The following is a 20,978-nucleotide window of genomic DNA, read 5'->3' as shown; positions in this document are numbered from 1 at the left end:
TGGTAGCCCTGGCAGGGATTGAACCTACGACTTCCTCTTTGTAAGAGAGGCACTCTCCCAACTGAGTTACAGGGCTAAAAGAGCGATTGACGAGACTCGTTCGCGCAGCGTTCTCGCAGAGTACTCGTACCGTGAGTTTGGAAGACTCTGATACTGCCATTACACCACAATCGCATTGAAGCTGGTGACAGGAGTTGAACCTGCAACCTACTGATTACAAGTCAGTTGCTCTGCCACATTGAGCTACACCAGCACTAATTTTGGTGACGGGGGCAGGAGTTGAAGCTGCCGATGTTCAGGTTATGAGCCTGATGAGCCACCGTTGCTCCATCCCCGCATATTCACCAATACCCCTGACTGGATTTGAACCAGCAACTTCCAAATTTTAAGTTCGGCACCTCTTCCACTTGGGTTACAGGGGTAAGTTTTGGTGGGCGCTACAGGGGTCGAACCTGTGTCAGCCTGATTAAGAGTCAGGAGCATAACCGTTCTGCCAAACGCCCAAGATTGGATGGGTCGCCCAGGGGTTGAACCTGGATGAATCCGCTTAAAAGGCGGCTGCATACCCGCTCTGCCAACGACCCAATTTGGTACTCCCGACAGGAATTGAACCTGCAAAAATTCCGTCCCTCAAACGGAAGCGTTTACCAATTTCGCCAGGGGAGTATAGTTGGGCAAATGCCCAGTACCCTTGGTGGGAGTTGAACCCACAAAATCTGGTTTCTAAGACCAGCACGTTTGCCAGTTTCGTCACAAGGGCAAATGGTCGGGATGGTAGGATTTGAACCTACGGCTCCTTGTCCCCAAAACAAGGCTTCTAGACCACTGAATTACATCCCGATATCTGGTACTCCTGACGGGAGTCGAACCCGTACACAGACTGTTTTTGAGACAGCCGCCTCTTCCAGTTGGGCTACAGGAGTATAGGCTGGGAAGGAAGGAATCGAACCCTCAAACTTCGCATTCAAAGTGCGATGGCTTTGCCTGTTTGCCTACTTCCCAATAAATGGCTGCCCCAGTAGGATTTGAACCTACAACCCCCGCGTTAACAGCGCGTCGCTCTGCCATTGAGCTATGGGGCAATGTGCCAGTCCCCCAGGTCAGTATCGAACTGACGACCTCCTGTTCTTTAAACAGGCGCTACTACCAACTGAGCTACCGGGGGATAAGGCGAGAACGGAGAGAATTGAACTCTCAATCTTCAGTTTCGTAATCTGAGATGTTATCCAGTTACACCACGTTCTCATAAGGCGGAGAGAGAGGGAGTTGAACCCACAGTGGACTTACATCCACGACTGTTTAGCAAACAGCTTGCCCTGCCGATAGCAATCTCTCCAGAATGGGCCGGGCTGGAATTGAACCAGCAACGCAAACGCGGCGGTTTTACAGACCGTTGCTCACACCAGTAGGCGAGCCGACCCATGAATTTGGTAGTGCAGACGGGACTTGAACCCGCTAATTACACGCTTGAAAGACGTGCCGCTCGGCCACTTCGCTTCTGCACCATGTATGCCATGTAAGTTGAAAAAGCTGTTGATTCACACACAGGAATTGAACCTGCATAGACTGTTTAAGAGACAGTTGCCTTACCATTCGGCTAGTATGTAAGCTTTTTCGATTAGGACACGGCAACGCACAGACGCTTGTCTTGAACCCAGAACAACAGTTTTGGAGACTGTAGTGTTGCCATTACACCATCTGTGCATTTGGTAGCAGTGGCGAGAGTCGAACTCGCATATACCAAGTTATGAGCTTGGGGCTTTGCCGTAAATCGCTACACTGCAACGTTTGGAGTCCAGGGCGAGAATTGAACTCGCACAGTCGGTTTTGCAGACCAACACCCTACCATTAGGCGACCTGGACATACTACGAGGACGACAGGAATCGAACCTGTGACCACTTGCCTCGGAAACAAGCGCTCTTTCCGACTGAGCTACATCCTCATTTGGAAGCCTTGACGGGAGTTGCACCCGCTTCTCTCTGACTGAGAATCAGAACGACTTGTCTATTTGTCCACAAGGCTACACGGGGATGATGAGATTTGAACTCACGGTCTTTCGCACGAATACAGCGACTGCTTTAAACCAGACTAAGCTACACCCCCACGTTGGATGGCAATTATTTAGTTTTCATGGTTCAGAAGTGTTTGCGCTATGCCTTTTTGAGAGGCTGTAGTGCTTTACTACATTTATACTACATAACGTGCTACAGAATGTCAAGGGCATACTACAAACTTTTTGAAAGAACTGAGAGGGCAGTGTTACGTAATCGAGCTTATTGCCCTCTCTGACTAGGTTTGAAGTTAATTACTCGTTCTCACTCAGGCGTTGTGCATTCCAAAACTGTTCAGCAAATGCTACTGCTGGGTGAATTGGGGCTTTAGGCTTACTTTTGAGAACCATTCCAGCTTCATGAGGTAAGCGATCGCTCTTGATTGAATTACACTTCTCACACGCTGTTACAACGTTGTCCCAACTGTGCTGCCCACCTTTTGAGCGGGGAATTACATGGTCGAGCGTCAGACACTTGCTGCTGCCGCAGTATTGGCAAGTGTGGTTGTCTCGCTTGAGTACTTCACGCCGATTTACAGGTGGTACTTTCCAGTGGCGTTCGGGATTACCAACGGTCAAGCGAATATGTTCAGGAACTTTTAGTACGACGCTGGGTGAACGAACTTCCCACTGCTTTGTAGTACCAAAATTCAACGATTCTGCCTGACCTGTGACTAACAGCACGATTGCTCGTTTGATGTTGATACGTGCCAGTGGTAGGTAGTTCTTAGAGAACACCACCACCGAATTTTGTAATATGTGTGGTTGAGCTTGCATCACTGAATTCACTCCTCAAAAAATAACCCCCGCCTCTGAGATTCAGAAGCGGGGGTCTCTTCGTTGATACTTTTTGCCCTATGTTGGTGCTGTAAGACATTTGCACCTCCCGCTTTGGATAAGTTGATCTAGATTCAGCCATCCAGCAATCGCTTCAAAAATACTTTCATGCTGCAATTTACTGCCGCCAAAACAATACATTCCCTCAAACGCAAATAGCACGATTACTCTGCCTAAACCCTTGCTGGGTCGGCAATGCATCACGCTATTAATGGTTGAGGAGAATCTGCTTATCATTGAAGGTTTGTAGTATTTGTAATTGAGACTTATATTAATAATACAGTTGTAGTATACGTTTGTCTACTCACAATTCTGGGGACGGGCGAACGCTGCGTGAATGCCTTGGGTTTTATATAAAGGTGGGTAGAGTTTGAGATACTACTGCTACACTGTTGTTTTCAGTATTCTGTGAAACAGTAGCATATCAAATGACAAATTATCTTTTACCAGAAGACTTTAGGGTATACGTTAGTAACGAAGGGAGTGTTGTCAACTGGGCAGCGCCTGGATATACAGAGAAAATTCTGCCCACCGTCAACAAGTATATGTTGCGAGATGGTGGTTATATTGCTTGTTATTCTCGCAATGAAGAAGGAAGTATTTATTCTGTTGGTGGTGGAATTTATGTAATGGGTCAAATCCGATTACAAGGTCGATACATTGGGCGGATATTTCACCCCTTGGGTTATGAGGGTAAAGATATTAGTGCTGCTGTTGAGTTCAAAACCCTTTGCAATCAAACATTTTCTGCTGCACGCAATGGCGGCTGGGCTGGTGGTGATACTGGCGGTTGGTTTGGAATCGAGTAATATCGTTTTTAATTTTCCGGAATCGCTAACTTTACTGTGGTAGTAACACACAGACAAGCAAATATAACGCACTTTCTATAATTAACCTTTGGGAATATACCCAACTCAAGCCTAGTCGTTATGACTAGGCTTTTGAGTTTGAGTCTGTTACCCGAAGAGTTAAAGCAGGTATCGCATTTACCACAACGATAACTGCCCCGGTGAAACATTAGACTTACCGCCTCTATGGTAGAAAAGGTGACAAGCACTGCACAGAGCTATAAGGTTGCCTCTGCGATTATTTGCTGGATTTCTGTCCCAATGGTGTACCTGTAGCGTGTACACTCTACGTTTTGAGCGTGTAAGTTTTGCTGTGTTTTCTCCTGGGGGGATGCACTGTAACCCGCACTTTTGACAACACCACTGGGCTTGTTGCTTAACTGAAGTGGCAATTTCTGACCAATTGTTTGGGTACAGAGAATGGGTGAACATCATTCAGTATAATTAAACTGCGGCTTGACCAATTGTAATGCTTTCTAGCAGTACGAAAGCTTAATCAAATTCATTCATACATATAGGCGATCGCTACTAGCCATAAATATCTTTTAATACAGCTTCTAGCCCCGCATTTAAATCTTGCAGTGCTGCATCCAAACTTTCATAACTTTCTTTTCCCTCCCAAAACATTCCACCACAATCGAGTGCGCGCACATTCATAATTGAGAGGACTATCTACGTCATAACCAATTTCAATCCAGCCTTCATGCTCATCTACCCAACGAGCAATATTTGGGTAAGTTTTTTCAAATGAAACTTTCATATTTTCCTCCAGAACTAATCACCCCATCACTCATCATCATCGGGCAAATACAACCCACTACTATCAGTCGGTCTGGCATGAAGATACATTTCCGTAATCGCTACCGAACTATGCCCCAATGTTTTTTGTAACAAAACTGGTGACAGATGCCCCGCAGTGGACTGAATAGATGGCGTGAGAAAGTTACCCCAACGTCAGATAGCATATCGAGAACTCGTATCGGTACAGAGTGTAAACATTCTATTCAGGTATTTTCTACCACGGTTCCTTGGTGATACACAATCTTCCAACCCTGCGGTGTCTGTCGCCAGATAGTTGAGCGTCGGGTAATGCGAGTACCCTGAATCAGGGTATAGGTTACAAGTTACAAGTTACAAGGTAGTTTTCGGCGGCAATCTCAAGGCAATGAAAGTCACGAATCTGCCATGGTCTTCCTCTGGGCTGGCATATACTATAAGTACCGAAGTAATGGTACGTTTACCTGTTGTTAAAATCGCTCCCATTACCAAAGTTTGGGCATGACCCCAGACCCCAGACTGGCTTGGTAAAAAGCGCCGAAAACGGCAGTAGGATACTGGTAATTTCAACTGGTATTGTTGTATTCATGGGAAGATACACACAATTGGCTCTCAGTCTCAGAGTATTGTGCGAGTCACTAGTATTTACCAAGGCTGTATTTAAGAGTTATGTATGCAACAAAACCTACATCTTTTAGCGATCGCCTAAATTTGTGATAACCCGTAGAGAAAAATGGATAAAGTCAAGCTTAGAGGGTATTTAAAAAGTTTTGAAGGGTCAAATTTATGCCAGTCGCCTCATCATGATCCGGATCATGGCAACTCATACTTTGCACAGCCATACGTTTCGACTACCGTCCAACCATTCGCTCCATAAATCACAGCACATACGGCAATGGTCATGGAGTTGGGTGTGGGGGATAGGGTGTAGGGGATACGGCATTGCTTGTTTTTTGCCCAACTTCAAAAAATCGCGTTGCTCCCGGCACAGCTGTCAAGAGAAAATTAATCTCAGTAGACATTCGTGTATCATCATTGAGATGTCAATTGTCGTTAGAGTTTTTTCCCTTGAAAAAAGCATAAATCTTCTATGCCTCGAAAAACCCCTCCTTTATCCCACTCGACTGTTACAACTCCACTGGCTCTCTCTCAATTACATATCCGCTTACAGTTTCTAGAAAAATCACACCAATCATTACTCAAACAGATTAAAAGAAAACGCACAGAACTGAATAACTTTATTGAACAGACGCGAAGTTTCGCCACAGAAATATTTCATAAAGCCAGTCCCAGCTTTCAAAAAATGGCTGAGTTAGACCAGGATATTCATGTTTTATTTGATGAGATTTTTACTAGTAGAAAGTTTGGTAAACAAACTTTTAAAAATATAGAGGCAGTTTACCTTAAGCTCCAAGTCACAGGAATCATTAGTCTCAAACCAAGCCGCAAACAATTTTCAACAGAGCTAGACGAATTGTTTGACAATCCCGAACCCGAATCAGATTTTTCAAGGGAAACTGCTGAAGGTCGCCATCAACATTGGCAAACACAAGAGTCTCATGGTGAAGCTAGAACAGGAGATAAGAGAAAAATTCGTGAAACATTTCTGAGGTTAGCTGAAATCTTCCACCCTGACAAGGTAAAAGACAGCGAGACACAGACAGATCATACAGAAATTATGAAATCCATTAATCAAGCCTACCAAGAAGGTGATTTAGCAAGACTTCTAGAAATTGAGCGGCTTCACCAAGTCGGGGAAGTTATTGACAATAATAGCGAAGATGACTTGACTCGGAAATGTCGAACTATAGAACAGCAAAATCAAATTCTCCTGACTCAATATGAAAACTTGAAACGGGAACTACGTTTGGCAAAAAATACTCACGTTGGAACTATGGTTTCTGATTCTCGCAAAGCTGCTAAAAAAGGCATTGACTCTATGGCTATTATGCTAGAAACGATAGACAATCAAATTAACGTTATTTCTCAGATTCGGGATTTTGTCAAAGACTTCAGAGAACAGAAGATAACTATCAAAGAATTTCTTGGCGGACCACCAACTCTGCACTCCTTAGACGAGGAAATTATGGAAGATATTCTTGAACAGATGTTGTCAGAATTAATGAGATAGTAGTTGATTTTTCTCAAAAATCAGAGTTGGCACTGAATGAAGACGTATTAAGTTTCAGATGATGATGAAAAGCACAAAAATATGCCTTGCTATAAGTAAACCTAATTAGGGCTTGCTGAAAAAGTCTCTCAAGCAAATCTAGAAGCCACACAGCTTACAAAATAGTCGTTTCATCGCTCAGTTTCCAAATTTACCCAGCGATCGCTAACGATTGTGCAAGGGTTTTGAGACTCTAGATGTTATAACTTTGCACTTACTTGGTGGAAAGAAAAAGGCTTGAACCCCTTATCTGGACCACCTTACACTTTTATTCAGCAAGCCCTACGTAGACGACTATTTAAAGCAGGGGCATTGGTATGTATTACCTGTTCAACGACATCGGCAGCATAGTCCACTCCTCCTGCATCATAAATAGCAGAACATAGCTTCGCTGCATTATCTCGATAAGTGTGATCTTCAAACACCCGCTTAATTGCCATCTTTAATTTGGGAACATTCAGTTTCGCAAGGGGGACAACTTCACCAGCACCAGCTTGTGCTACTCTTGCTGCCATGCCGGGTTGATCGGTGGTAATGGGAATGGCAACCATCGGAACTCCACTGCTTAAACAACTCACTGCTGTGCTGCCTGCATGAGTAATGACCAAGTGAGATCGGTTGATGAGTTGTTGATGAGGTGGAAAGGAAGCTACAATCGGTTTTCCTGGGAAGTTAGCCTTCGATGGATCTGCTTTGGGGTTTCCTAGAGAAATTACTAACTGTGCATCGATATCCAAACAAGCTTCTGCAATACAACGAAAAATTTCCCAATTGTGGCTTTGCAATGTTCCAAGAGTTGCATATATTAAAGGCTTATCATTTAGTTCTTCAAAAGGGAAAGACTGCTTGTCTAAGGATACAAGCTCTGTATCTGAGGGGTTCTTGAGAGGGCCAACATAATGAAACCAAGGGACAATTTTTTCGCGAGGGAAATCGAGTTTCTGAGGCAATTGAGCAATTTGAGCAAGTTGCGAATAGGACTCATCTCGCTTGTAGTGAGGTGGCAGATGCCATTTTTTCCTCTGCTGAACTAATACATTCCAAAGCGATCGCGTCAGGTAATTGATTAGAACATTTCCCAATTGATTTCGCAATTTAGCCCACCAGATATTTTTATATCTCCAATGAGTGAAATAAGGAGGAATACCAGGTTCTCTATTAATGGGTAATGCGTTGCAGACTGTAATAAAAGGTAAGTTTAGATAGTCGGCGACGGTTCCCCCAGCGGTTGTAACCTGATCTACGAGAAGAAGGTCAACTCTGGCGTTACGAATAGCTTCGGGAGCATCACGAAAAAGCATATTAGCTTCCTTCTCAAAAAACTGGATGGCAAATTTTAAGCCTTCCAATCCAGTTAATTGTCCTAGCTGAACATACATTGTTTCTATGCTGCCAGGGGGAAAATCGCTAGCCCCAATTTCATAAAATTCCAAGGCGGACTGAGAAATTTTTTCCTCTACTTCTGGCACACCAAACAATGTGACTTTGTGACCGCGACGCAACAGTTCAATTCCCAAATTACACATGGGATTTAGATGACCGATTGCCCCAGGACACAGAATACCAATATGAGACATATTATTAGTAGTTAAGAGAGCTAATGATTCAGTATAGAGCCAAACCGGTCTGCAAAAAGACCTTCTTCCATCCATAAAAATTTGCCATACGCCTGTATTGTTCACAGCCTTCAAGGAATCTCAGCAAATCACAGCATTTTTCTCTCACCAGAGACATAAAAGGGCGATAATCTAGCTCAAACTGTAGATTGGCTGTTCGACTACAGCAGATGCTCTCCTGAAACTCAACTGGCTTTACTCCTTAATTTAAAGTCGCCACAGCAGTAGCCGTGCATTGTTAATTTTCGTATGCTGCTTGATTGTTAGTCGTTTTCCCCCTATCCTCACAAAAGGTAGTAATGGTAAAGTAAATTTCCTTTTCAAAACAAGACTTCAGGGCGATTTATGAACAAAGGTGAATTAGTGGATGCTGTAGCAGCAAAGACCAACATCACAAAAAAGCAAGCTGATGAAGTAATCAGTGCTTTTTTGTCAGTAGTTATCGAAGCTGTAGCTAATGGGGATAAGGTAACGCTCATTGGTTTTGGGTCATTCGAGCGACGCGATCGCTCAGAGCGCGAGGGGCGTAATCCGAAAACTAATGAGCCAATTACTATCCCAGCGACCAAAGTGCCTGCGTTTTCTGCTGGAAAACAGTTTAAAGAAAAAGTAGCGCCATAGATGAATTGCTTTATCACTGGCAATCCAATCACTGCAAAGCTGTAGCGTTCGCCCTACAGCCCTTCTCTACGAGACGCTCCGCGAACGGGCATCAAGAAGGCAGGCGTTGGCGCAGCCATCGCTGTTCTCAAGATAGGATATAGCAATGTTAGGGGAAACGTGAGTGTTGAATTGCAGATGTAAAAAAGCGCGATCGCTTGCTGTTGCGTCCACAGCACAAAAGAGCAGCCCCAAGTTAACTAACAATTTGGGTTATTAATCTCAAGTTACTGGTTTTATTAGCTACTTTTAATTAGTTGTCTGGGCATCATAAGTATTATATAGTGATTATTACTACAGATGCTTCAGAAAATTCCCTTTGTTGCAATTAGCATTCTATTTCTAGCTCAAACATTACCAGTTGTTGCCAATAACCTTACTGGGGGTACAAGTATCATCGGAACAGAAAACCGGGATAAGAAGCATTACATGAATACTACAAAAAATTTTAGGTGCTGAAACTCTTGATTTATCGTTAGGCAGTAGTTAGTGATTTGAAAAGTGAGCTACTACAACTTTCAAAAAAATCCTTACGCAATAAGGCTTTTAAGCTTAACCCAGTTTTCTGTTCCATTGATACTCACACCCCTAGATGTGGATAATGAGGATGATGTAGTGATTGCTGGGCTGGAATCTTTCTTTGAACCAGTAGACCCCCAGGAAATTCAATATCTTGAAGAATTACTACGTCAATTTGAAAACACTGGGGAAGATAGCAAGCTTTCTCGCTTTATTCAGATTTTACGCCAAGAATTAACTGACCGAGAAAGTGCGATCGTTTTCACCCAGTACACAGATACGATGGACTATCTACGGGATACATTGAAGGAGTTGTACGGTAGCCAAGTAGCTTGTTATTCAGGTCGTGGTGGGGAACTGTACCAGAATGGGGAGTGGTGCTTAGTTCCCAAGGAAGAAATTAAACGCCGATTTCGCCAAGATGAAATCAAAATTCTCCTCTGTACTGAGTCTGCTTCCGAGGGGTTGAATTTACAAAATTGCGGTGTGTTGATTAATTATGATATGCCTTGGAATCCGATGCGAGTAGAACAGCGTATTGGGAGAATTGACCGCATTGGACAAAGATATCCGACTGTGCGAATTCACAATTTTTACTATGATGGCACTGTAGAAGCGAAAGTTTATCGAAAATTGCGCGATCGCATAAACGCTTTTGCCACTGTTGTTGGTAATCTTCAGCCTATTCTAGCCCAAGTCCCTACTTTTATTGAACGAGCTGTTATGAGTGCTGATCCAGAAGAAGAGGATGTTTTAATGTCTCAATTCGATTCTGTGTTAGACAGTCCACCACCTCGTCTTGCAATTGAAGAAATGGTAGCAATGGACTTAGACGCTGACTTAGCAGAAATTCAAAAACCAATCCCCTCTACTCCTTTTACACCAGAAATTATTGAGCAGTTATTCACCGACTCAGCAATTTTAAAAGCCAGTGGTGTGCAGTTTGAAAGAAAGAGCGAACGTACTTGGCAACTGAATTATAAAGGGCAGAATTACACTGTTACTTTTTACCCTAGTGTTTTTGATGAAATACCTTCACTACGATTAATTAATTTTGGCGATCCTTTGTTTGAATAAATTCTAAAAGCAGTTATTATTTGAAATAAAACATTAGCATTATATTATCTTAAATAAGATTATATTCATGGATTTTACATTATAAAAAACTAAATTAAGGGAAAGCTGTTGGATCGGCTCTGTAAAATTGACAATTTGCAGCTTCATTTGAATTACAAGTTTTTTTTAGGAATTTGCAAAAAATTGGATTATCATCATAATAATTACGGAAATTTGAGCCGTGATAACGACAAAGATAGCAATTTTTAACCGAAACGTTATTAAAATAGGCTTCTACTATTTTTCTTAAAAAAACTTTATTCCTTCTGTTATCAGTATTATCAATTATAACAAATTCATAGTATGCTAGGGACTTACTTTCAATTTTATCTTGCAACCATTCTAAAGTTTCTTGAATAATTGCACTTTTACCATTGGGATAAATAGCAAAAAAATTATAAACTACAGGACAGTTAGCATACGGCTGAATTCCCTCTACACAACTTCCACAACAAAAGCTTTTGATTTGGTTTCTTTTAAAATTGATAAATTTAATATTTTCACTTTCTAATAAATATTGATTATTTATAACTTCTATATCACTTTCCTGAACAATATTTATTTCAATAATACGATGTTCAGACTTAATTTTTTCAGAAGAAACTTCATGTGTAACAGCGACTTCAACAAAAATTTTCTCTCCTTTATTACTTGTTAATAGTAGATCAGGGATAAAAGACCCTTCTCTTTGTTCTAATTCAATATTCTTAAAGTGTTCAACTAAATTAAACTTCTGCCTACCTTGGTAAAAATTACAGCTTTGTAAAAAATCTGCTTGATAGTAATTACAAATCTGAGATATTTCCAATTCTATCCAGAAAGGTTCGTTGTGCTTAAGACAATTATTATATACTTCATAAAACTTAAGTTTAGCTAATTTATGCAGATAAGTTTCAGGAGAGCAATTAACCTGAACGTCTAATTTGTGCCGAAAGTGCTTTCTTCTTTTCTCTCCTAAAACAGGAATAAGAATATTGTTACATGATAAACATCTGAAAACCTCTTTTCTTATTTCTGCACTTGCATATAAATTTTCAACATTTATAGTCTTATCATTTGAATCAATAGCATACTGATATTTGATTATTTGTGATCTATTATCTTTTCCCACAAATTCGATATATCTTGCGTCCTTACTCTGTTGACTTTGCATATCTGCTAATGAGTAATCAATCTTCACTCCTCTAGCTTCTATGGGCAAAGTCAAATCTCACATCAGTAATAATGTTGAAATTAGCGATCGCTTAATTAATGCCTTAACGAAGTTTTAGGTATTTCAGCTTACAACTTGTCCAACTTCTCCTGACAAAAGCTGTCCAAAATCTTCTTAAAATCACAAATTGCTCCCAAAGTGCCATTGACCGCACGTAAATAATCAGATGGGGATAGCATAAGCAGCATCCCTCCCATTCCATCACTCAAGGTATATTTGCGGGTATTCGTCGCGTCGAATTAAATTAAAAATAATGAAAAGACCACAAACTGTCAAATCATTGGAAGAATTAGGTCGGGTACGTTTGTCAAAAAACTTCTTTATGCGTGATTTTCTACACTCAGAAATTTCTCAAATTGAAGGAATTCCAAATATACCAGATAATCCTGATTTGGCGATCGCCTCCGGTAAAAATCTTTGTGAACAAGTGCTAGAACCAATTCAACAAGCTTTCGGAAGAATCAGCATTCGCTCTGGATATCGGTCATCTGCTGTCAATGCTAAGGGTGCAGAAAATAAAAACCAGTACAATTGTGCTAGTAACGCATCTAACTATGCAGTTCATATCTGGGATGTTCCAGACGCTCAAGGTTATATGGGTGCTACAGCCTGCATTATTGTGAATTCTTTCATTGATTATTATGAGAAAACTGCCGATTGGACAGCCTTAGCATGGTGGATTCACGATCGCATTGATTATTACAATGCAATCACATTTTTTCCCAAGTATGCTGCGTTCAATATTGGTTGGTCTGAAAATCTCGAATGCAGAAAACTATACATTTACAGCTATATCCCTAATCCTTACACAGGCAAGAAGGGATACTTAACACGTTTAGGTGTAGAAAATTATTCAGGTTCACATGAACAGTTTTATGAAGGGTTTAAAACACAGTTAGCTATTACACTTTAACTTCAGACTCTAGAAGGCTTAAAAGTTTTTCTTCCAACTCAGTTAGATAAGGACGATTCAGCTTCCCCAACAACTGCAACAGACTTTTGACTGTCTCCTCCAGCAAATCGGAATACACTCGTGTAATGCGATCGCAAATCACCTGCATCTGCTGACACTCCGCAGGCAGGTAATTGTAAGATTTGAGGTGCTTCAGCCCAATAGTGTACTCGCCATCCCAAATTCTTACGGTGCAACTAAACTCGTTTACTGCACTGACAATCGCCCAGCACCCACCTTTGCCTCTGAGTTCCGGGTTGTCTTTGGCTAGGATTTGGCAGACTTCACCGATTTGGTAAGTGTTTGGTACTTTCGTCCTTTCCATTATCTTTTGCACAACATCTTTGACGATTCTACCCGTGGGAACTTTGCCGCCAGCAAGTTCTACTGCCGTTAACCACACTTCCTGCTGTTCCTGGGGTTCAAGCTTTGTCATGGGTCGAACTTGCCCCTCTGCTGTCGGCAAAATGTCCACAATTTGTGGACATTTTTGCAGATTGTCCACAACAATTGCTGCATCGACTAACTGGTAAGAACGGGAACGATTGTAGCCAAATCTATCCAAACAGTACTCTTCAAAGGTTGAATGCGTGGAGCGATATAATCTGCGATCGCGTAATTCCGCCAGTGCCTTCCCTGCCTCAAAAAACGCCCTCTCCACCTTGCGTTCTAGGTGTAGGCGATCGCTCTGTTCTTCCTCTGTCAACTCTGGAACTTCAACAGCACTAACGGTGATTGTTGCTGAAGCTGGATCTACTTGCTGAGAGATATCCTCATTTACAGAGTTAACGGGTGCTTTTGAATCACTCTTTGCGGCAGAGATGGCTTTTTTGCGTTTAGAAGGTGGTTTAGGCATAATTCCACCTCTTGAACAGCGCTTGAAGATTGAGTTGTGCCATGATGTGCGTATCTGAGAAACCTGTGGGGCTACTATCTTTAGAAACCCCTTCATATATGAAAATCTTGCAGATATCTCACTAAATAAAGTTTTTGAGATCACCCAAGATGGGCAATCAATTTGCAATTTTAGGCACTCTCATCAATAAAAAACATTTCACCTAACGAAGCATTAAATAATTTGCAAACCTTAATTACTGTCTGATTATCCAAACGACTGAAGCGATTGTGATACAGCCTTCCAATAATTGTTGGACTTAACCCAGTTCGTGCAGCAACCTCTTGCTGAGTTAATTCTTGTTCCTCCATGTAGTCCCGCAGTTTACATTTCACATCCATTACATTGAATTCTATCTACAGAATAATAGTTTAATACTTTCCTGTCAATAGCTATATAGCTTTAAGTTGGCAGCTAGCTAGATAGCTGGTATATTGGATTTATAGAGAAAGCGCTCCCGACCGCGAATCTGAAGCGCTTTTCTAGTCCATTAAGACTTAACCAATCATGACATACCAAATCTACAGCCAACAACAGCTGCAACATAAATCCATAGCCCGACTCAAGCAAATCTACAGCGAAATCGCCTGTACAGTCGAAGTAAGCGACAAACGCTGTAAGAATTCTTGGATTAGCGCGATCACTAATTACCAAGCAAGCAAGATTCAGAAACTCACCCCTGCTGCCCCCGACAACCAAGCCCTCGCTCAAGCCGAACTCGACTACTTCATCGCCGACCAAGCCCAAGCCGTAGCTCCCGAACCTCTCAGAATAGTCGAAATCTCGTTTTCCCATCACGAATATTACGCTGATGACAAATTGGTAGCCAGCATCAGCCATGACGACAACCATTTAACGCAACGCTGGGTAGTCATGGTCAACGATAAAGAATTATTTCGTGCCAACATTCTAATGCGTTGTCATCGCTTCATCTGCACTCACTACAAAGACGGTTCATTACCTGTGCAGGAAAAAGAAGCAACACCCCCCACGACCGAAAACCGAATCATGGCGCATATCTTCAACGAGTGCCAGAATTACGGCTTTGAAATTCTCGATGATGGCATTTACAACAACAACGGAGTGAAACTGGGGCAAGTCGGATGCACTGACGGGAACTGGTGGGTGAAGAGGGGTTGTTCAAGTCAGCAGCAGTATTCTAACTCCGTGTTTGATGCTATGCGCTCATTGTCGATGGTGGATACATCGCTGGCTGAACCAGCTGATGAATACTTACAATACCGACCCTTGGAACAACTGAGTTCTAATCAATTACAGCAGCTTTTCAACCAGGAAGTGCGATCGCAACTTCAAGAATTAGTCGCAGTGTAAAACCTCATGTGGGCAGTAGTGAAAATTGCTGCTCACTTATAGGTATTTTTTGGCCTATCTCAAATGGCACTCTCGCACTTCCAAAAATTTCCAGGAGCCAACATGAGCTTACCTTTAAATCAGTCAGTACTACTAGAGTCCAGGACTCTGAGGACTTCAGCTTTAACAGATTTTTCTAGCGACAAAGCCTTATCCATTCTCTCCAAAGCGAAGGCAATAATTTTCGCTGTTTGGGGTGGTAGTGGCTGGGCCACTACTGCACAAATAGCAGAATACTTTGAAGTTTCGGAATCAGCCATCAAAGAACTATACAGAGTTAATCATTCAGAATTCGGAGATTCCGAAACCCAAATCCTTACAGGAAAAGACTTGCGGGATGCTCGACAGAAACTCTGTCTACCATCTAAGACATCTCAAGTCAGAGTTTTTTCTGCTCTTGGGACTTTAAGAATTGCAATGCTCTTGCAGCAATCCGAGATAGCAGCCCAAGTTAGAACCATTATTTTAGACTTGGTTGCAGCCGTAACAATTATTACTCATAATCCCACACCAGCCCTCCCCCCAGTGGAACAGCGCCTAAAAACACTGGTGGAAGCAATGAAGACTCTCGCTCAACTAACAGGTGGCAGACTCAACCCCTACATTGAACAGCAGATGAATGATTACGCCGCCAATCTATTTGCTGACTACAATCAACAAGCCCTAAACGGCACACAAGAAAGGTGGCTTGGCGTGGTCAATTTTGCAGAAAGCGAACTTGGAAAGAAAGTCCCCCTCAAAGGCTCCCACTATCGCGGACACCTGGGCACATGGGTGAGAACATTTTACCCACAATTGGGCGATCGCCAAGAAACGCGATTGGTTAACGGTGTGCAACAGCCCATTTATGTCTACGCTTGTCACGAGCCGGCTGTTGCGGCTGGGTTGACCAAAGCTATAGAAGAGTTCTTCGCTCATCCCAGTCCTGGTACAGCACTAAAGCAGGCAGGTGCTTTCGCCAGAAAATCTTTAGTAACGGCTTGATGGATATTAGTCATCAGTCAATGAAGGATTTTGAAGCTTGTTAAAATTTCAAAGCTTTAGAAGTCTCCATTAATCTACCCAAAAATATGCCCATAACCATAGAACAACTCAAAATCAGTTTGCTCCACTCGCTCATAGAAGATACACAAGTTCATCTACCGTATGCCAGGGAACACAACCAGCAATATCCGGCTGTGTTGCAGCAATGTTTAAATACAGTTCAGGCACTAATTATACTTGAGAATCTCAGCCAAACAGATATTGAAGTAGTATCAATTCCTGACGGGAGCTTAATTACAGATGTAGTGTTTTTAGTTGCCAACCAAAATTATCAACAACACAAACCATGAAAAAAATCCTTTTTCTCCACCTTGATGGAACCGTCCGCCGCACTAAAAGCGGGGCAACATTTATTAACACGCCAAAAGATCAAGAAATTATTCCTGGAGTCCAAGATGCGATCGCTTTGAAGATGAACAATGCGCCCTGGCTGCCATTTTCGGCTGATTGATCAGAGAAAATTACTTAATAAAACCATCCCTAAATATGGAAATCAGCAAAATCAAAGTCAAAGATAACGACATCGAAATCATCTACGATTTGCCGCCTCAATCTAAGTCTAACGAGCGCAAAACTGTCAAGTTTTATTGTGATGAAGAACCGAGAACATCTTTCTTTGATGCAATCAATGGGTTACTTGTTGATGCGATAGAAGCCACTGGATTAGATGACAAAATTTGGTCATCAGGAATAGTTACAGGCGTAACCCTCAAGCATTCTGATTCTGGTACAGGCATCACCATTACCGTGCAAAATACAGTTAATGATTTATGTGTAGTGATGAACACTCCTCATCTTTCGTCATCCCTTGTATCAGATGAATTACAAAAGCGGATTGACAAATTAATTATTGAGTCTGTTGCTTATATTCAAGGGAAACGGGCGCAGATGTCATTATTTGATGCTAGCGAAGAAATAAGTATTAGGCAATTCCAAATGAATTAATTACACTCCAACAAGCATTATCAGCAGGTATTGCAGAGGTAAAAAGAGATGACTAAATTCCAAGATCCAAGATCCACCGCGATCGCCCAACAAATAGACGCAATCAATATAGAACAACCCACATTTGCAATCAAGGCTTGCTGCTACTGGGGTAATCCCCTTGAAGTTCACAGCACTGCTGCATATCCAGAATCAGGATCGGTTTGGTTTCAGTGGAACAATTTTACACCTTAGAGGTAATTATGGAACTTGGATGCTTTCAAAAAGATGTACTCATTGAAAAACTAGCTAAGAAGTTCTACGCAATTCTTGGCTATGTAGTCCGCGATGATTATAAAATGCAAAATGCTACACATCCAGCAGAAAGAGCGTGTGTGGCTATGGCTTTGTTTGCTATTCAAGAATTTGAATCCATCGAAGATGAATGTTCAGATGAGGAGGTGGAAGACGAATCAGAAACAGACAGCACAAAAAAAGTAATTACTTGGTTTCGTGATTTCTGGAAATTTAGCGACAGAGAACAAATCAAAGGAAGAGTACAAGATTATATTATTAGCCTAAATTACTTAACTGAGACTGAATCAGATAAGTTAGGCAAGTGGACTTGGGAAGATTTTTCTAGTTTTAAAAAAATCACTAAAAAGTATCCTATGCCGGAAGTAGCTGAAGCCCAAGTTGATTGGAAAAAAGTAGGGACTTTTATTCATGAGTTATTTGGAGTGAGTTTTTATGAAGACGAAGAATTAGAGGAAGATGAGGATTAAACATGAATAAAGAACAGTGGCTAACTCGAGGACAAGACACGATGCAATGGATTTTTTTGTGTCCATGTTGCGGTCACTCAGAAAAAGAGATGTCTAAAGAATTGGCAACAGTCGAACTCCAAAATTTCTTAAGTGGATTGGCTGTTGAACTTCAGACTTTAAGCCACATTGAATTTAGTGAGGATGAAGTATGACTATTGCACCATTATTAGCGCCAGAAATCACTGTCATCGAAACTGTCACCCGACATCCTCTAAACTTTTATGAGTCTCCATCGTGGTTCACAACGGAATTACTACGGCGCGTTAAATTGTCTGGTGTGATTGGTGAGCCATGTGTCGGACATGGGGCGATCGCTTCTTTACTTCGAGCATGGCCAGACACCCAAAGAATTTGGACTAATGACATTGACGTTCACAAAGGCGCAGATTATCACTACGACGCAACTTTAACCGAGTCTTGGGATAAATTTTCAGAATGCGACTGGATCTGTACCAATCCACCATACGTGGAATTTGCTGCACCAATTATCAAGAATGCCTACCAAAAAGCGCGTATTGGTGTAGCCGCATTCCTTCTAACCAGCTTTCTCGAACCCTGTGATGATCGGGCTGATTTCTTACAGCAGCACCCGCCGTCACTTGTACTGATTTTGCCGCGCTTCTGCTTTCGCAAGGATAAGAGGGGCACTCGTTGGGCTACCGATAACGTTACCATCTCGTGCTTTGTGTGGGACAAACGCGCAACCACACAGCGCATTATTGTGCGTCCTAAATCAGAAATTATTGGGTTTTACAAAAATCCAGAACAGGCTATTTCACAAGAACGGGCAGAAGAAATTGTTCGGGCAATCGCCAAAGGAGAATTATGCAACAACTAACTTTATTTCCCGAATCTGCTCCTACTTTACCAGTTAACTACTACCCAGAGTTTCTGAACAAGGAAGAAGCCGATGAACTCTACCAACATTGCCAAGAACTGCAATGGCAGCAAAACACAATCAGAATGCTCGGTAAAACGATGCCTGTTCCGCGCTTAGAGTGCATTTATGGCGATGAAGGCTGTGATTACCTTTACTCCAAGAGCGTACTACTTAAACCACTGCCTTGGACTTCATCGCTAGCCCAACTGCGAGATAGAATTACCGCCGCTACTGGTTACAGCTTCCGCATTGTCATCGGCAATCAGTATAAAAGTGGACATCATTCTATCGGTTGGCACAACGACAATGAAGCTTCGATGGGTGTAAATCCTGCAATTGCATCCATCAGTCTGGGTTCGGTTCGTAAATTCCAAATCAAGCCCATCGGGGGTAAGCCGACTGACTTTTGGTTAGAGCATGGGAGCCTGCTGGTGATGCTTCCAGGCTGTCAGAGTACTTATCTGCATCAAGTTCCAAAGACCAATAAGGTCGTTAGCACACGGATTAATCTAACTTTTCGACCGCACGTTGGGGGTAAAAGGTAATTCGTTTTGTCTGTAAAACATTATCGTATCTTTCAAATATCGAATTCTATTAGTCAGATTGAAAAATTTTTGAATGTATTAAATCCCAAAACATCAGTAGGGGGTTCTCATGAAGTTAACCGATTTTTTAATAGACCTTGGTAATTCTGTTGCTTATTACCCAAAACTAGTTGAAGTCGCTGGTGGCGTTTTACCAAATTTGTTTTTATGCCAAATGTATTACTGGCTAGGTAAACAAAAAAATCCTGAAGGTTGGATTTATAAAACTCAAGCAGAGATTGAGAAAGAAACTGGACTGACTCGAAAACAACAAGAAACAGCCCGAAAATTTCTTAAAGCCAGAGGATTACTCCAAGAAAAATATACCGGATGTCCCAGACGCTTAGAGTTTTGGTTGGATAAAGATGCTTTAAATCAACGATGGTCAGCTTTTATGAACAATCTTGAGCTACCAATTGCGAAAATTACTTCATCTTGGACTCGTAGAGCGAAAAAATCTCAGGATGACGCTGATCAAAAACCCAGCATAATGCCCAATTCGGACAATATAGACAGCGCCAATAGTGCAATATGTAATGCCTTAACAGAGCAATATATATTGCCCCAACCATCCAGTACAGAATGCCCCGATAGTACAGGCTATAATGCCTTCCTTGGACATACTGTAATGCCTCCTTCGGGCAATCTATCTATATATACAAAGAATACTTCAAAGATTACTACACACAATGTACCCCCAACTCAGAACGCACTTTCCATTCAAGAATCGTGTGTGTGTGAAACTGAACAACTAAACCTTGAAAAACCAACTCCAGAAAAACCAAGCTTAGAAGAATTAACCCAACAATTACCCGCTTCCTTGTCAAAAAATCCAGAGTCTTTGCAACAAACCAATAACCCCTCAAGTGGATCAACTATTGCGGCGGGGTCGTTCGAGAAATCCGAACAATCGAATAAGCCGCAACTAACCTGTCCCTACAAGACAGCCCGGAACGTGAAAGAACTGATTGATGCCTGGCTAACAGACCCGACTGCTATGAGTGATGATTCTCTACCACTGCTTGTCAGAGAAACAATCAAGTGGAATCGCTGGGTTTTACCTTGGCGCAATGGAGAGCGAAAGCTGAATAACCTGTACCAGAACTTCAACCCGATAGTCGTGGACTTCTTAGCACAAGAATTAGCCACTAAATCGAAACGCTCGGCACAACAGGAAATAAATCATGCGATCGCAGTAATCAACACCTGGGAGAAAACCAAGGGTGGTTGGACGAACCTGATGCAGCGTTTAAGCCAAGCACTATTGCAAACAAAAAAACAGCCCCTACCTCAACAGCACACTGCTTTGGCTCACAGAGCAAACAATATCACTAGCACCACGCTCGAAGATGCCTTGGCACAAGACCGAATGCGCCGTCAACAAGAGCAATCCATTCAGGTTCCATCCAATGAGTATCAACACAGCCCACAAATGCTGGAGCTAAAAGCCAAACTTCAAGCCGCAGTCAACACCCCAAAAGTTCCGAGCAATTCCCGATTCTCCTCTGTTGATCTACGAGAAGTTGAAACGCAGTTAAAATTAGCACTAAGAGCCTAATTATGCACCCTAATCAAGACAACGTAGTTCCTTTTGGCTCTAACTATCCAGTTTCAGGTTTACCTCCCCAAAACATTGAGGCTGAAGAAGCGATTTTGGGCGGGATTATGCTTGACCCAGAAGCAATGACTAGAGT

General features: G+C 42.1%; 23 protein-coding genes and 22 tRNA genes. 16 read left to right on the top strand and 29 right to left on the bottom strand.

The annotated features are described in order from the left end of the window. The 23 genes from F8S12_RS19125 to F8S12_RS19015 all read right to left on the bottom strand — a co-directional run bounded on the left by F8S12_RS19125 (position 1) and on the right by F8S12_RS19015 (position 2,828). Positions 1-76, bottom strand: a tRNA-Val gene (locus tag F8S12_RS19125). A gap of 103 nt (positions 77-179) precedes the next feature. Continuing rightward, positions 180-253, bottom strand: a tRNA-Thr gene (locus tag F8S12_RS19120). A gap of 8 nt (positions 254-261) precedes the next feature. Next, a tRNA-Met gene (locus F8S12_RS19115) sits at positions 262-337 on the bottom strand. A gap of 11 nt (positions 338-348) precedes the next feature. Continuing rightward, positions 349-422 (bottom strand) — tRNA-Leu (locus F8S12_RS19110). 6 nt (positions 423-428) lie between these two features. Further along, positions 429-503 (bottom strand) — tRNA-Lys (locus tag F8S12_RS19105). Between the two features lie 5 nt (positions 504-508). Then, a tRNA-Lys gene (locus F8S12_RS19100) sits at positions 509-585 on the bottom strand. 3 nt (positions 586-588) lie between these two features. Further along, a tRNA-Leu gene (locus F8S12_RS19095) sits at positions 589-666 on the bottom strand. Between the two features lie 20 nt (positions 667-686). Next, a tRNA-Leu gene (locus tag F8S12_RS19090) sits at positions 687-760 on the bottom strand. Positions 761-763: 3 nt separating this feature from the next. Continuing rightward, a tRNA-Pro gene (locus F8S12_RS19085) sits at positions 764-840 on the bottom strand. A gap of 5 nt (positions 841-845) precedes the next feature. Beyond that, positions 846-923 (bottom strand) — tRNA-Leu (locus F8S12_RS19080). A gap of 5 nt (positions 924-928) precedes the next feature. Then, positions 929-1,002 (bottom strand) — tRNA-Gln (locus tag F8S12_RS19075). A 5-nt stretch (positions 1,003-1,007) separates the two neighbouring features. Continuing rightward, positions 1,008-1,082 (bottom strand) — tRNA-Asn (locus tag F8S12_RS19070). Between the two features lie 9 nt (positions 1,083-1,091). Beyond that, a tRNA-Phe gene (locus F8S12_RS19065) sits at positions 1,092-1,165 on the bottom strand. A 6-nt stretch (positions 1,166-1,171) separates the two neighbouring features. After that, positions 1,172-1,245, bottom strand: a tRNA-Arg gene (locus tag F8S12_RS19060). Positions 1,246-1,251: 6 nt separating this feature from the next. Beyond that, positions 1,252-1,336: transfer RNA gene (locus tag F8S12_RS19055), tRNA-Ser, on the bottom strand. 4 nt (positions 1,337-1,340) lie between these two features. Next, positions 1,341-1,421, bottom strand: a tRNA-Tyr gene (locus F8S12_RS19050). 7 nt (positions 1,422-1,428) lie between these two features. Further along, positions 1,429-1,505, bottom strand: a tRNA-Glu gene (locus tag F8S12_RS19045). Positions 1,506-1,539: 34 nt separating this feature from the next. Further along, positions 1,540-1,607: transfer RNA gene (locus tag F8S12_RS19040), tRNA-Lys, on the bottom strand. A 100-nt stretch (positions 1,608-1,707) separates the two neighbouring features. Next, a tRNA-Ile gene (locus tag F8S12_RS19035) sits at positions 1,708-1,784 on the bottom strand. A gap of 5 nt (positions 1,785-1,789) precedes the next feature. Continuing rightward, positions 1,790-1,863, bottom strand: a tRNA-Cys gene (locus F8S12_RS19030). Positions 1,864-1,869: 6 nt separating this feature from the next. After that, positions 1,870-1,943, bottom strand: a tRNA-Arg gene (locus F8S12_RS19025). A gap of 83 nt (positions 1,944-2,026) precedes the next feature. Continuing rightward, positions 2,027-2,104 (bottom strand) — tRNA-Tyr (locus F8S12_RS19020). A 202-nt stretch (positions 2,105-2,306) separates the two neighbouring features. Then, positions 2,307-2,828 (bottom strand): HNH endonuclease, encoded by a 522-nt coding sequence (locus tag F8S12_RS19015; RefSeq protein WP_196517686.1) that lies wholly within the window; start codon positions 2,826-2,828, stop codon positions 2,307-2,309. Between the two features lie 488 nt (positions 2,829-3,316). On the opposite strand from F8S12_RS19015, the gene F8S12_RS19010 reads away from it, so the two are divergent. After that, positions 3,317-3,697, top strand: coding sequence for a hypothetical protein (locus F8S12_RS19010; protein ID WP_196517685.1), 381 nt, complete (start codon positions 3,317-3,319; stop codon positions 3,695-3,697). Positions 3,698-3,954: 257 nt separating this feature from the next. Here F8S12_RS19010 and F8S12_RS42015 read toward each other — a convergent pair whose 3' ends face one another. Then, positions 3,955-4,128: a hypothetical protein gene (locus tag F8S12_RS42015; protein ID WP_196517684.1), complete on the bottom strand. Its 174-nt coding sequence runs from the start codon at positions 4,126-4,128 to the stop codon at positions 3,955-3,957. Positions 4,129-4,334: 206 nt separating this feature from the next. After that, complete coding sequence (locus F8S12_RS19000; protein WP_230968103.1) at positions 4,335-4,496, bottom strand: hypothetical protein; 162 nt, start codon at positions 4,494-4,496, stop codon at positions 4,335-4,337. 1,107 nt (positions 4,497-5,603) lie between these two features. Between F8S12_RS19000 and F8S12_RS18995 the strand changes: the two genes are divergently transcribed. Continuing rightward, a complete protein-coding gene (locus tag F8S12_RS18995; protein ID WP_196517683.1) occupies positions 5,604-6,644 on the top strand; it encodes a J domain-containing protein in 1,041 nt (346 codons plus the stop codon). A gap of 311 nt (positions 6,645-6,955) precedes the next feature. Here the strand turns inward: F8S12_RS18995 and F8S12_RS18990 are convergent, their stop codons facing one another. Further along, entirely contained in the window at positions 6,956-8,260 is a 1,305-nt protein-coding gene (locus F8S12_RS18990; protein ID WP_196517682.1) for a glycosyltransferase, read from the bottom strand. A 384-nt stretch (positions 8,261-8,644) separates the two neighbouring features. On the opposite strand from F8S12_RS18990, the gene F8S12_RS18985 reads away from it, so the two are divergent. Both F8S12_RS18985 and F8S12_RS18975 read left to right on the top strand, forming a co-directional pair. Continuing rightward, positions 8,645-8,920, top strand: a complete 276-nt coding sequence (locus tag F8S12_RS18985; protein ID WP_196517681.1) for an HU family DNA-binding protein — start codon at positions 8,645-8,647, stop codon at positions 8,918-8,920. A 540-nt stretch (positions 8,921-9,460) separates the two neighbouring features. Further along, entirely contained in the window at positions 9,461-10,555 is a 1,095-nt protein-coding gene (locus tag F8S12_RS18975; protein WP_331001409.1) for a helicase-related protein, read from the top strand. Positions 10,556-10,649: 94 nt separating this feature from the next. Here the strand turns inward: F8S12_RS18975 and F8S12_RS18970 are convergent, their stop codons facing one another. Beyond that, positions 10,650-11,801, bottom strand: coding sequence for a competence protein CoiA family protein (locus F8S12_RS18970; RefSeq protein ID WP_230968102.1), 1,152 nt, complete (start codon positions 11,799-11,801; stop codon positions 10,650-10,652). A gap of 259 nt (positions 11,802-12,060) precedes the next feature. Between F8S12_RS18970 and F8S12_RS18965 the strand changes: the two genes are divergently transcribed. Next, positions 12,061-12,720 (top strand): peptidase M15, encoded by a 660-nt coding sequence (locus tag F8S12_RS18965; protein WP_196517678.1) that lies wholly within the window; start codon positions 12,061-12,063, stop codon positions 12,718-12,720. Here the strand turns inward: F8S12_RS18965 and F8S12_RS18960 are convergent. Both F8S12_RS18960 and F8S12_RS18955 read right to left on the bottom strand, forming a co-directional pair. After that, positions 12,710-13,615, bottom strand: coding sequence for a hypothetical protein (locus F8S12_RS18960; RefSeq protein WP_196517677.1), 906 nt, complete (start codon positions 13,613-13,615; stop codon positions 12,710-12,712). The genes F8S12_RS18965 and F8S12_RS18960 overlap by 11 nt on opposite strands. A gap of 170 nt (positions 13,616-13,785) precedes the next feature. Next, positions 13,786-13,995 (bottom strand): helix-turn-helix domain-containing protein, encoded by a 210-nt coding sequence (locus F8S12_RS18955; protein ID WP_196517676.1) that lies wholly within the window; start codon positions 13,993-13,995, stop codon positions 13,786-13,788. Between the two features lie 166 nt (positions 13,996-14,161). On the opposite strand from F8S12_RS18955, the gene F8S12_RS18950 reads away from it, so the two are divergent. The 11 genes from F8S12_RS18950 to F8S12_RS18900 all read left to right on the top strand — a co-directional run. Further along, positions 14,162-14,986: a hypothetical protein gene (locus F8S12_RS18950; protein WP_196517675.1), complete on the top strand. Its 825-nt coding sequence runs from the start codon at positions 14,162-14,164 to the stop codon at positions 14,984-14,986. Between the two features lie 102 nt (positions 14,987-15,088). Then, complete coding sequence (locus tag F8S12_RS18945; RefSeq protein WP_196517674.1) at positions 15,089-16,009, top strand: hypothetical protein; 921 nt, start codon at positions 15,089-15,091, stop codon at positions 16,007-16,009. Between the two features lie 86 nt (positions 16,010-16,095). Next, positions 16,096-16,359 carry a hypothetical protein gene (locus tag F8S12_RS18940; protein ID WP_196517673.1) on the top strand — a complete coding sequence of 88 codons (264 nt, stop codon included), beginning with the start codon at positions 16,096-16,098 and terminating at the stop codon, positions 16,357-16,359. Beyond that, positions 16,356-16,520 (top strand): hypothetical protein, encoded by a 165-nt coding sequence (locus tag F8S12_RS18935; protein ID WP_196517672.1) that lies wholly within the window; start codon positions 16,356-16,358, stop codon positions 16,518-16,520. The genes F8S12_RS18940 and F8S12_RS18935 overlap by 4 nt, the downstream gene beginning before the upstream one ends. A gap of 35 nt (positions 16,521-16,555) precedes the next feature. Next, positions 16,556-17,014, top strand: a complete 459-nt coding sequence (locus F8S12_RS18930; RefSeq protein WP_196517671.1) for a hypothetical protein — start codon at positions 16,556-16,558, stop codon at positions 17,012-17,014. A 48-nt stretch (positions 17,015-17,062) separates the two neighbouring features. Next, on the top strand, positions 17,063-17,248 hold the full coding sequence (locus F8S12_RS18925; protein WP_196517690.1) for a hypothetical protein: 186 nt from the start codon (positions 17,063-17,065) through the stop codon (positions 17,246-17,248). A gap of 8 nt (positions 17,249-17,256) precedes the next feature. Next, the gene (locus tag F8S12_RS18920) at positions 17,257-17,778 is read left to right on the top strand and encodes a hypothetical protein (RefSeq protein ID WP_196517670.1); all 522 of its coding nucleotides are present in this window, start codon (positions 17,257-17,259) and stop codon (positions 17,776-17,778) included. A gap of 190 nt (positions 17,779-17,968) precedes the next feature. After that, positions 17,969-18,658, top strand: a complete 690-nt coding sequence (locus F8S12_RS18915; protein ID WP_196517669.1) for a hypothetical protein — start codon at positions 17,969-17,971, stop codon at positions 18,656-18,658. Continuing rightward, positions 18,646-19,245, top strand: a complete 600-nt coding sequence (locus F8S12_RS18910; protein WP_196517668.1) for an alpha-ketoglutarate-dependent dioxygenase AlkB family protein — start codon at positions 18,646-18,648, stop codon at positions 19,243-19,245. Before F8S12_RS18915 ends, F8S12_RS18910 begins: the two co-directional genes overlap by 13 nt. A gap of 109 nt (positions 19,246-19,354) precedes the next feature. Beyond that, positions 19,355-20,842 (top strand): hypothetical protein, encoded by a 1,488-nt coding sequence (locus F8S12_RS18905; RefSeq protein ID WP_196517667.1) that lies wholly within the window; start codon positions 19,355-19,357, stop codon positions 20,840-20,842. A 2-nt stretch (positions 20,843-20,844) separates the two neighbouring features. Further along, positions 20,845-20,978: DnaB-like helicase N-terminal domain-containing protein (locus tag F8S12_RS18900; protein WP_331001410.1), on the top strand; the 134-nt coding region annotated here is incomplete at its 3' end.

The sequence above is a fragment of the Nostoc sp. WHI genome, from assembly GCF_015714725.1.
Lineage (GTDB): Bacteria > Cyanobacteriota > Cyanobacteriia > Cyanobacteriales > Nostocaceae > Nostoc.
Note: the sequence above shows the minus strand (reverse complement) of the source record. Positions and strands in the feature narration are given on the sequence as shown.

Coding starts and splice junctions, on each gene's coding strand:
- F8S12_RS19015 (WP_196517686.1), bottom strand. CDS start 2,828: ATGCAAGCTCAACCACACATATTACAAAATTCGGTGGTGGTGTTCTCT.
- F8S12_RS19010 (WP_196517685.1), top strand. CDS start 3,317: ATGACAAATTATCTTTTACCAGAAGACTTTAGGGTATACGTTAGTAAC.
- F8S12_RS19000 (WP_230968103.1), bottom strand. CDS start 4,496: ATGAAAGTTTCATTTGAAAAAACTTACCCAAATATTGCTCGTTGGGTA.
- F8S12_RS18995 (WP_196517683.1), top strand. CDS start 5,604: ATGCCTCGAAAAACCCCTCCTTTATCCCACTCGACTGTTACAACTCCA.
- F8S12_RS18990 (WP_196517682.1), bottom strand. CDS start 8,260: ATGTCTCATATTGGTATTCTGTGTCCTGGGGCAATCGGTCATCTAAAT.
- F8S12_RS18985 (WP_196517681.1), top strand. CDS start 8,645: ATGAACAAAGGTGAATTAGTGGATGCTGTAGCAGCAAAGACCAACATC.
- F8S12_RS18965 (WP_196517678.1), top strand. CDS start 12,061: ATGAAAAGACCACAAACTGTCAAATCATTGGAAGAATTAGGTCGGGTA.
- F8S12_RS18960 (WP_196517677.1), bottom strand. CDS start 13,615: ATGCCTAAACCACCTTCTAAACGCAAAAAAGCCATCTCTGCCGCAAAG.
- F8S12_RS18955 (WP_196517676.1), bottom strand. CDS start 13,995: ATGGATGTGAAATGTAAACTGCGGGACTACATGGAGGAACAAGAATTA.
- F8S12_RS18950 (WP_196517675.1), top strand. CDS start 14,162: ATGACATACCAAATCTACAGCCAACAACAGCTGCAACATAAATCCATA.
- F8S12_RS18945 (WP_196517674.1), top strand. CDS start 15,089: ATGAGCTTACCTTTAAATCAGTCAGTACTACTAGAGTCCAGGACTCTG.
- F8S12_RS18940 (WP_196517673.1), top strand. CDS start 16,096: ATGCCCATAACCATAGAACAACTCAAAATCAGTTTGCTCCACTCGCTC.
- F8S12_RS18935 (WP_196517672.1), top strand. CDS start 16,356: ATGAAAAAAATCCTTTTTCTCCACCTTGATGGAACCGTCCGCCGCACT.
- F8S12_RS18930 (WP_196517671.1), top strand. CDS start 16,556: ATGGAAATCAGCAAAATCAAAGTCAAAGATAACGACATCGAAATCATC.
- F8S12_RS18925 (WP_196517690.1), top strand. CDS start 17,063: ATGACTAAATTCCAAGATCCAAGATCCACCGCGATCGCCCAACAAATA.
- F8S12_RS18920 (WP_196517670.1), top strand. CDS start 17,257: ATGGAACTTGGATGCTTTCAAAAAGATGTACTCATTGAAAAACTAGCT.
- F8S12_RS18915 (WP_196517669.1), top strand. CDS start 17,969: ATGACTATTGCACCATTATTAGCGCCAGAAATCACTGTCATCGAAACT.
- F8S12_RS18910 (WP_196517668.1), top strand. CDS start 18,646: ATGCAACAACTAACTTTATTTCCCGAATCTGCTCCTACTTTACCAGTT.
- F8S12_RS18905 (WP_196517667.1), top strand. CDS start 19,355: ATGAAGTTAACCGATTTTTTAATAGACCTTGGTAATTCTGTTGCTTAT.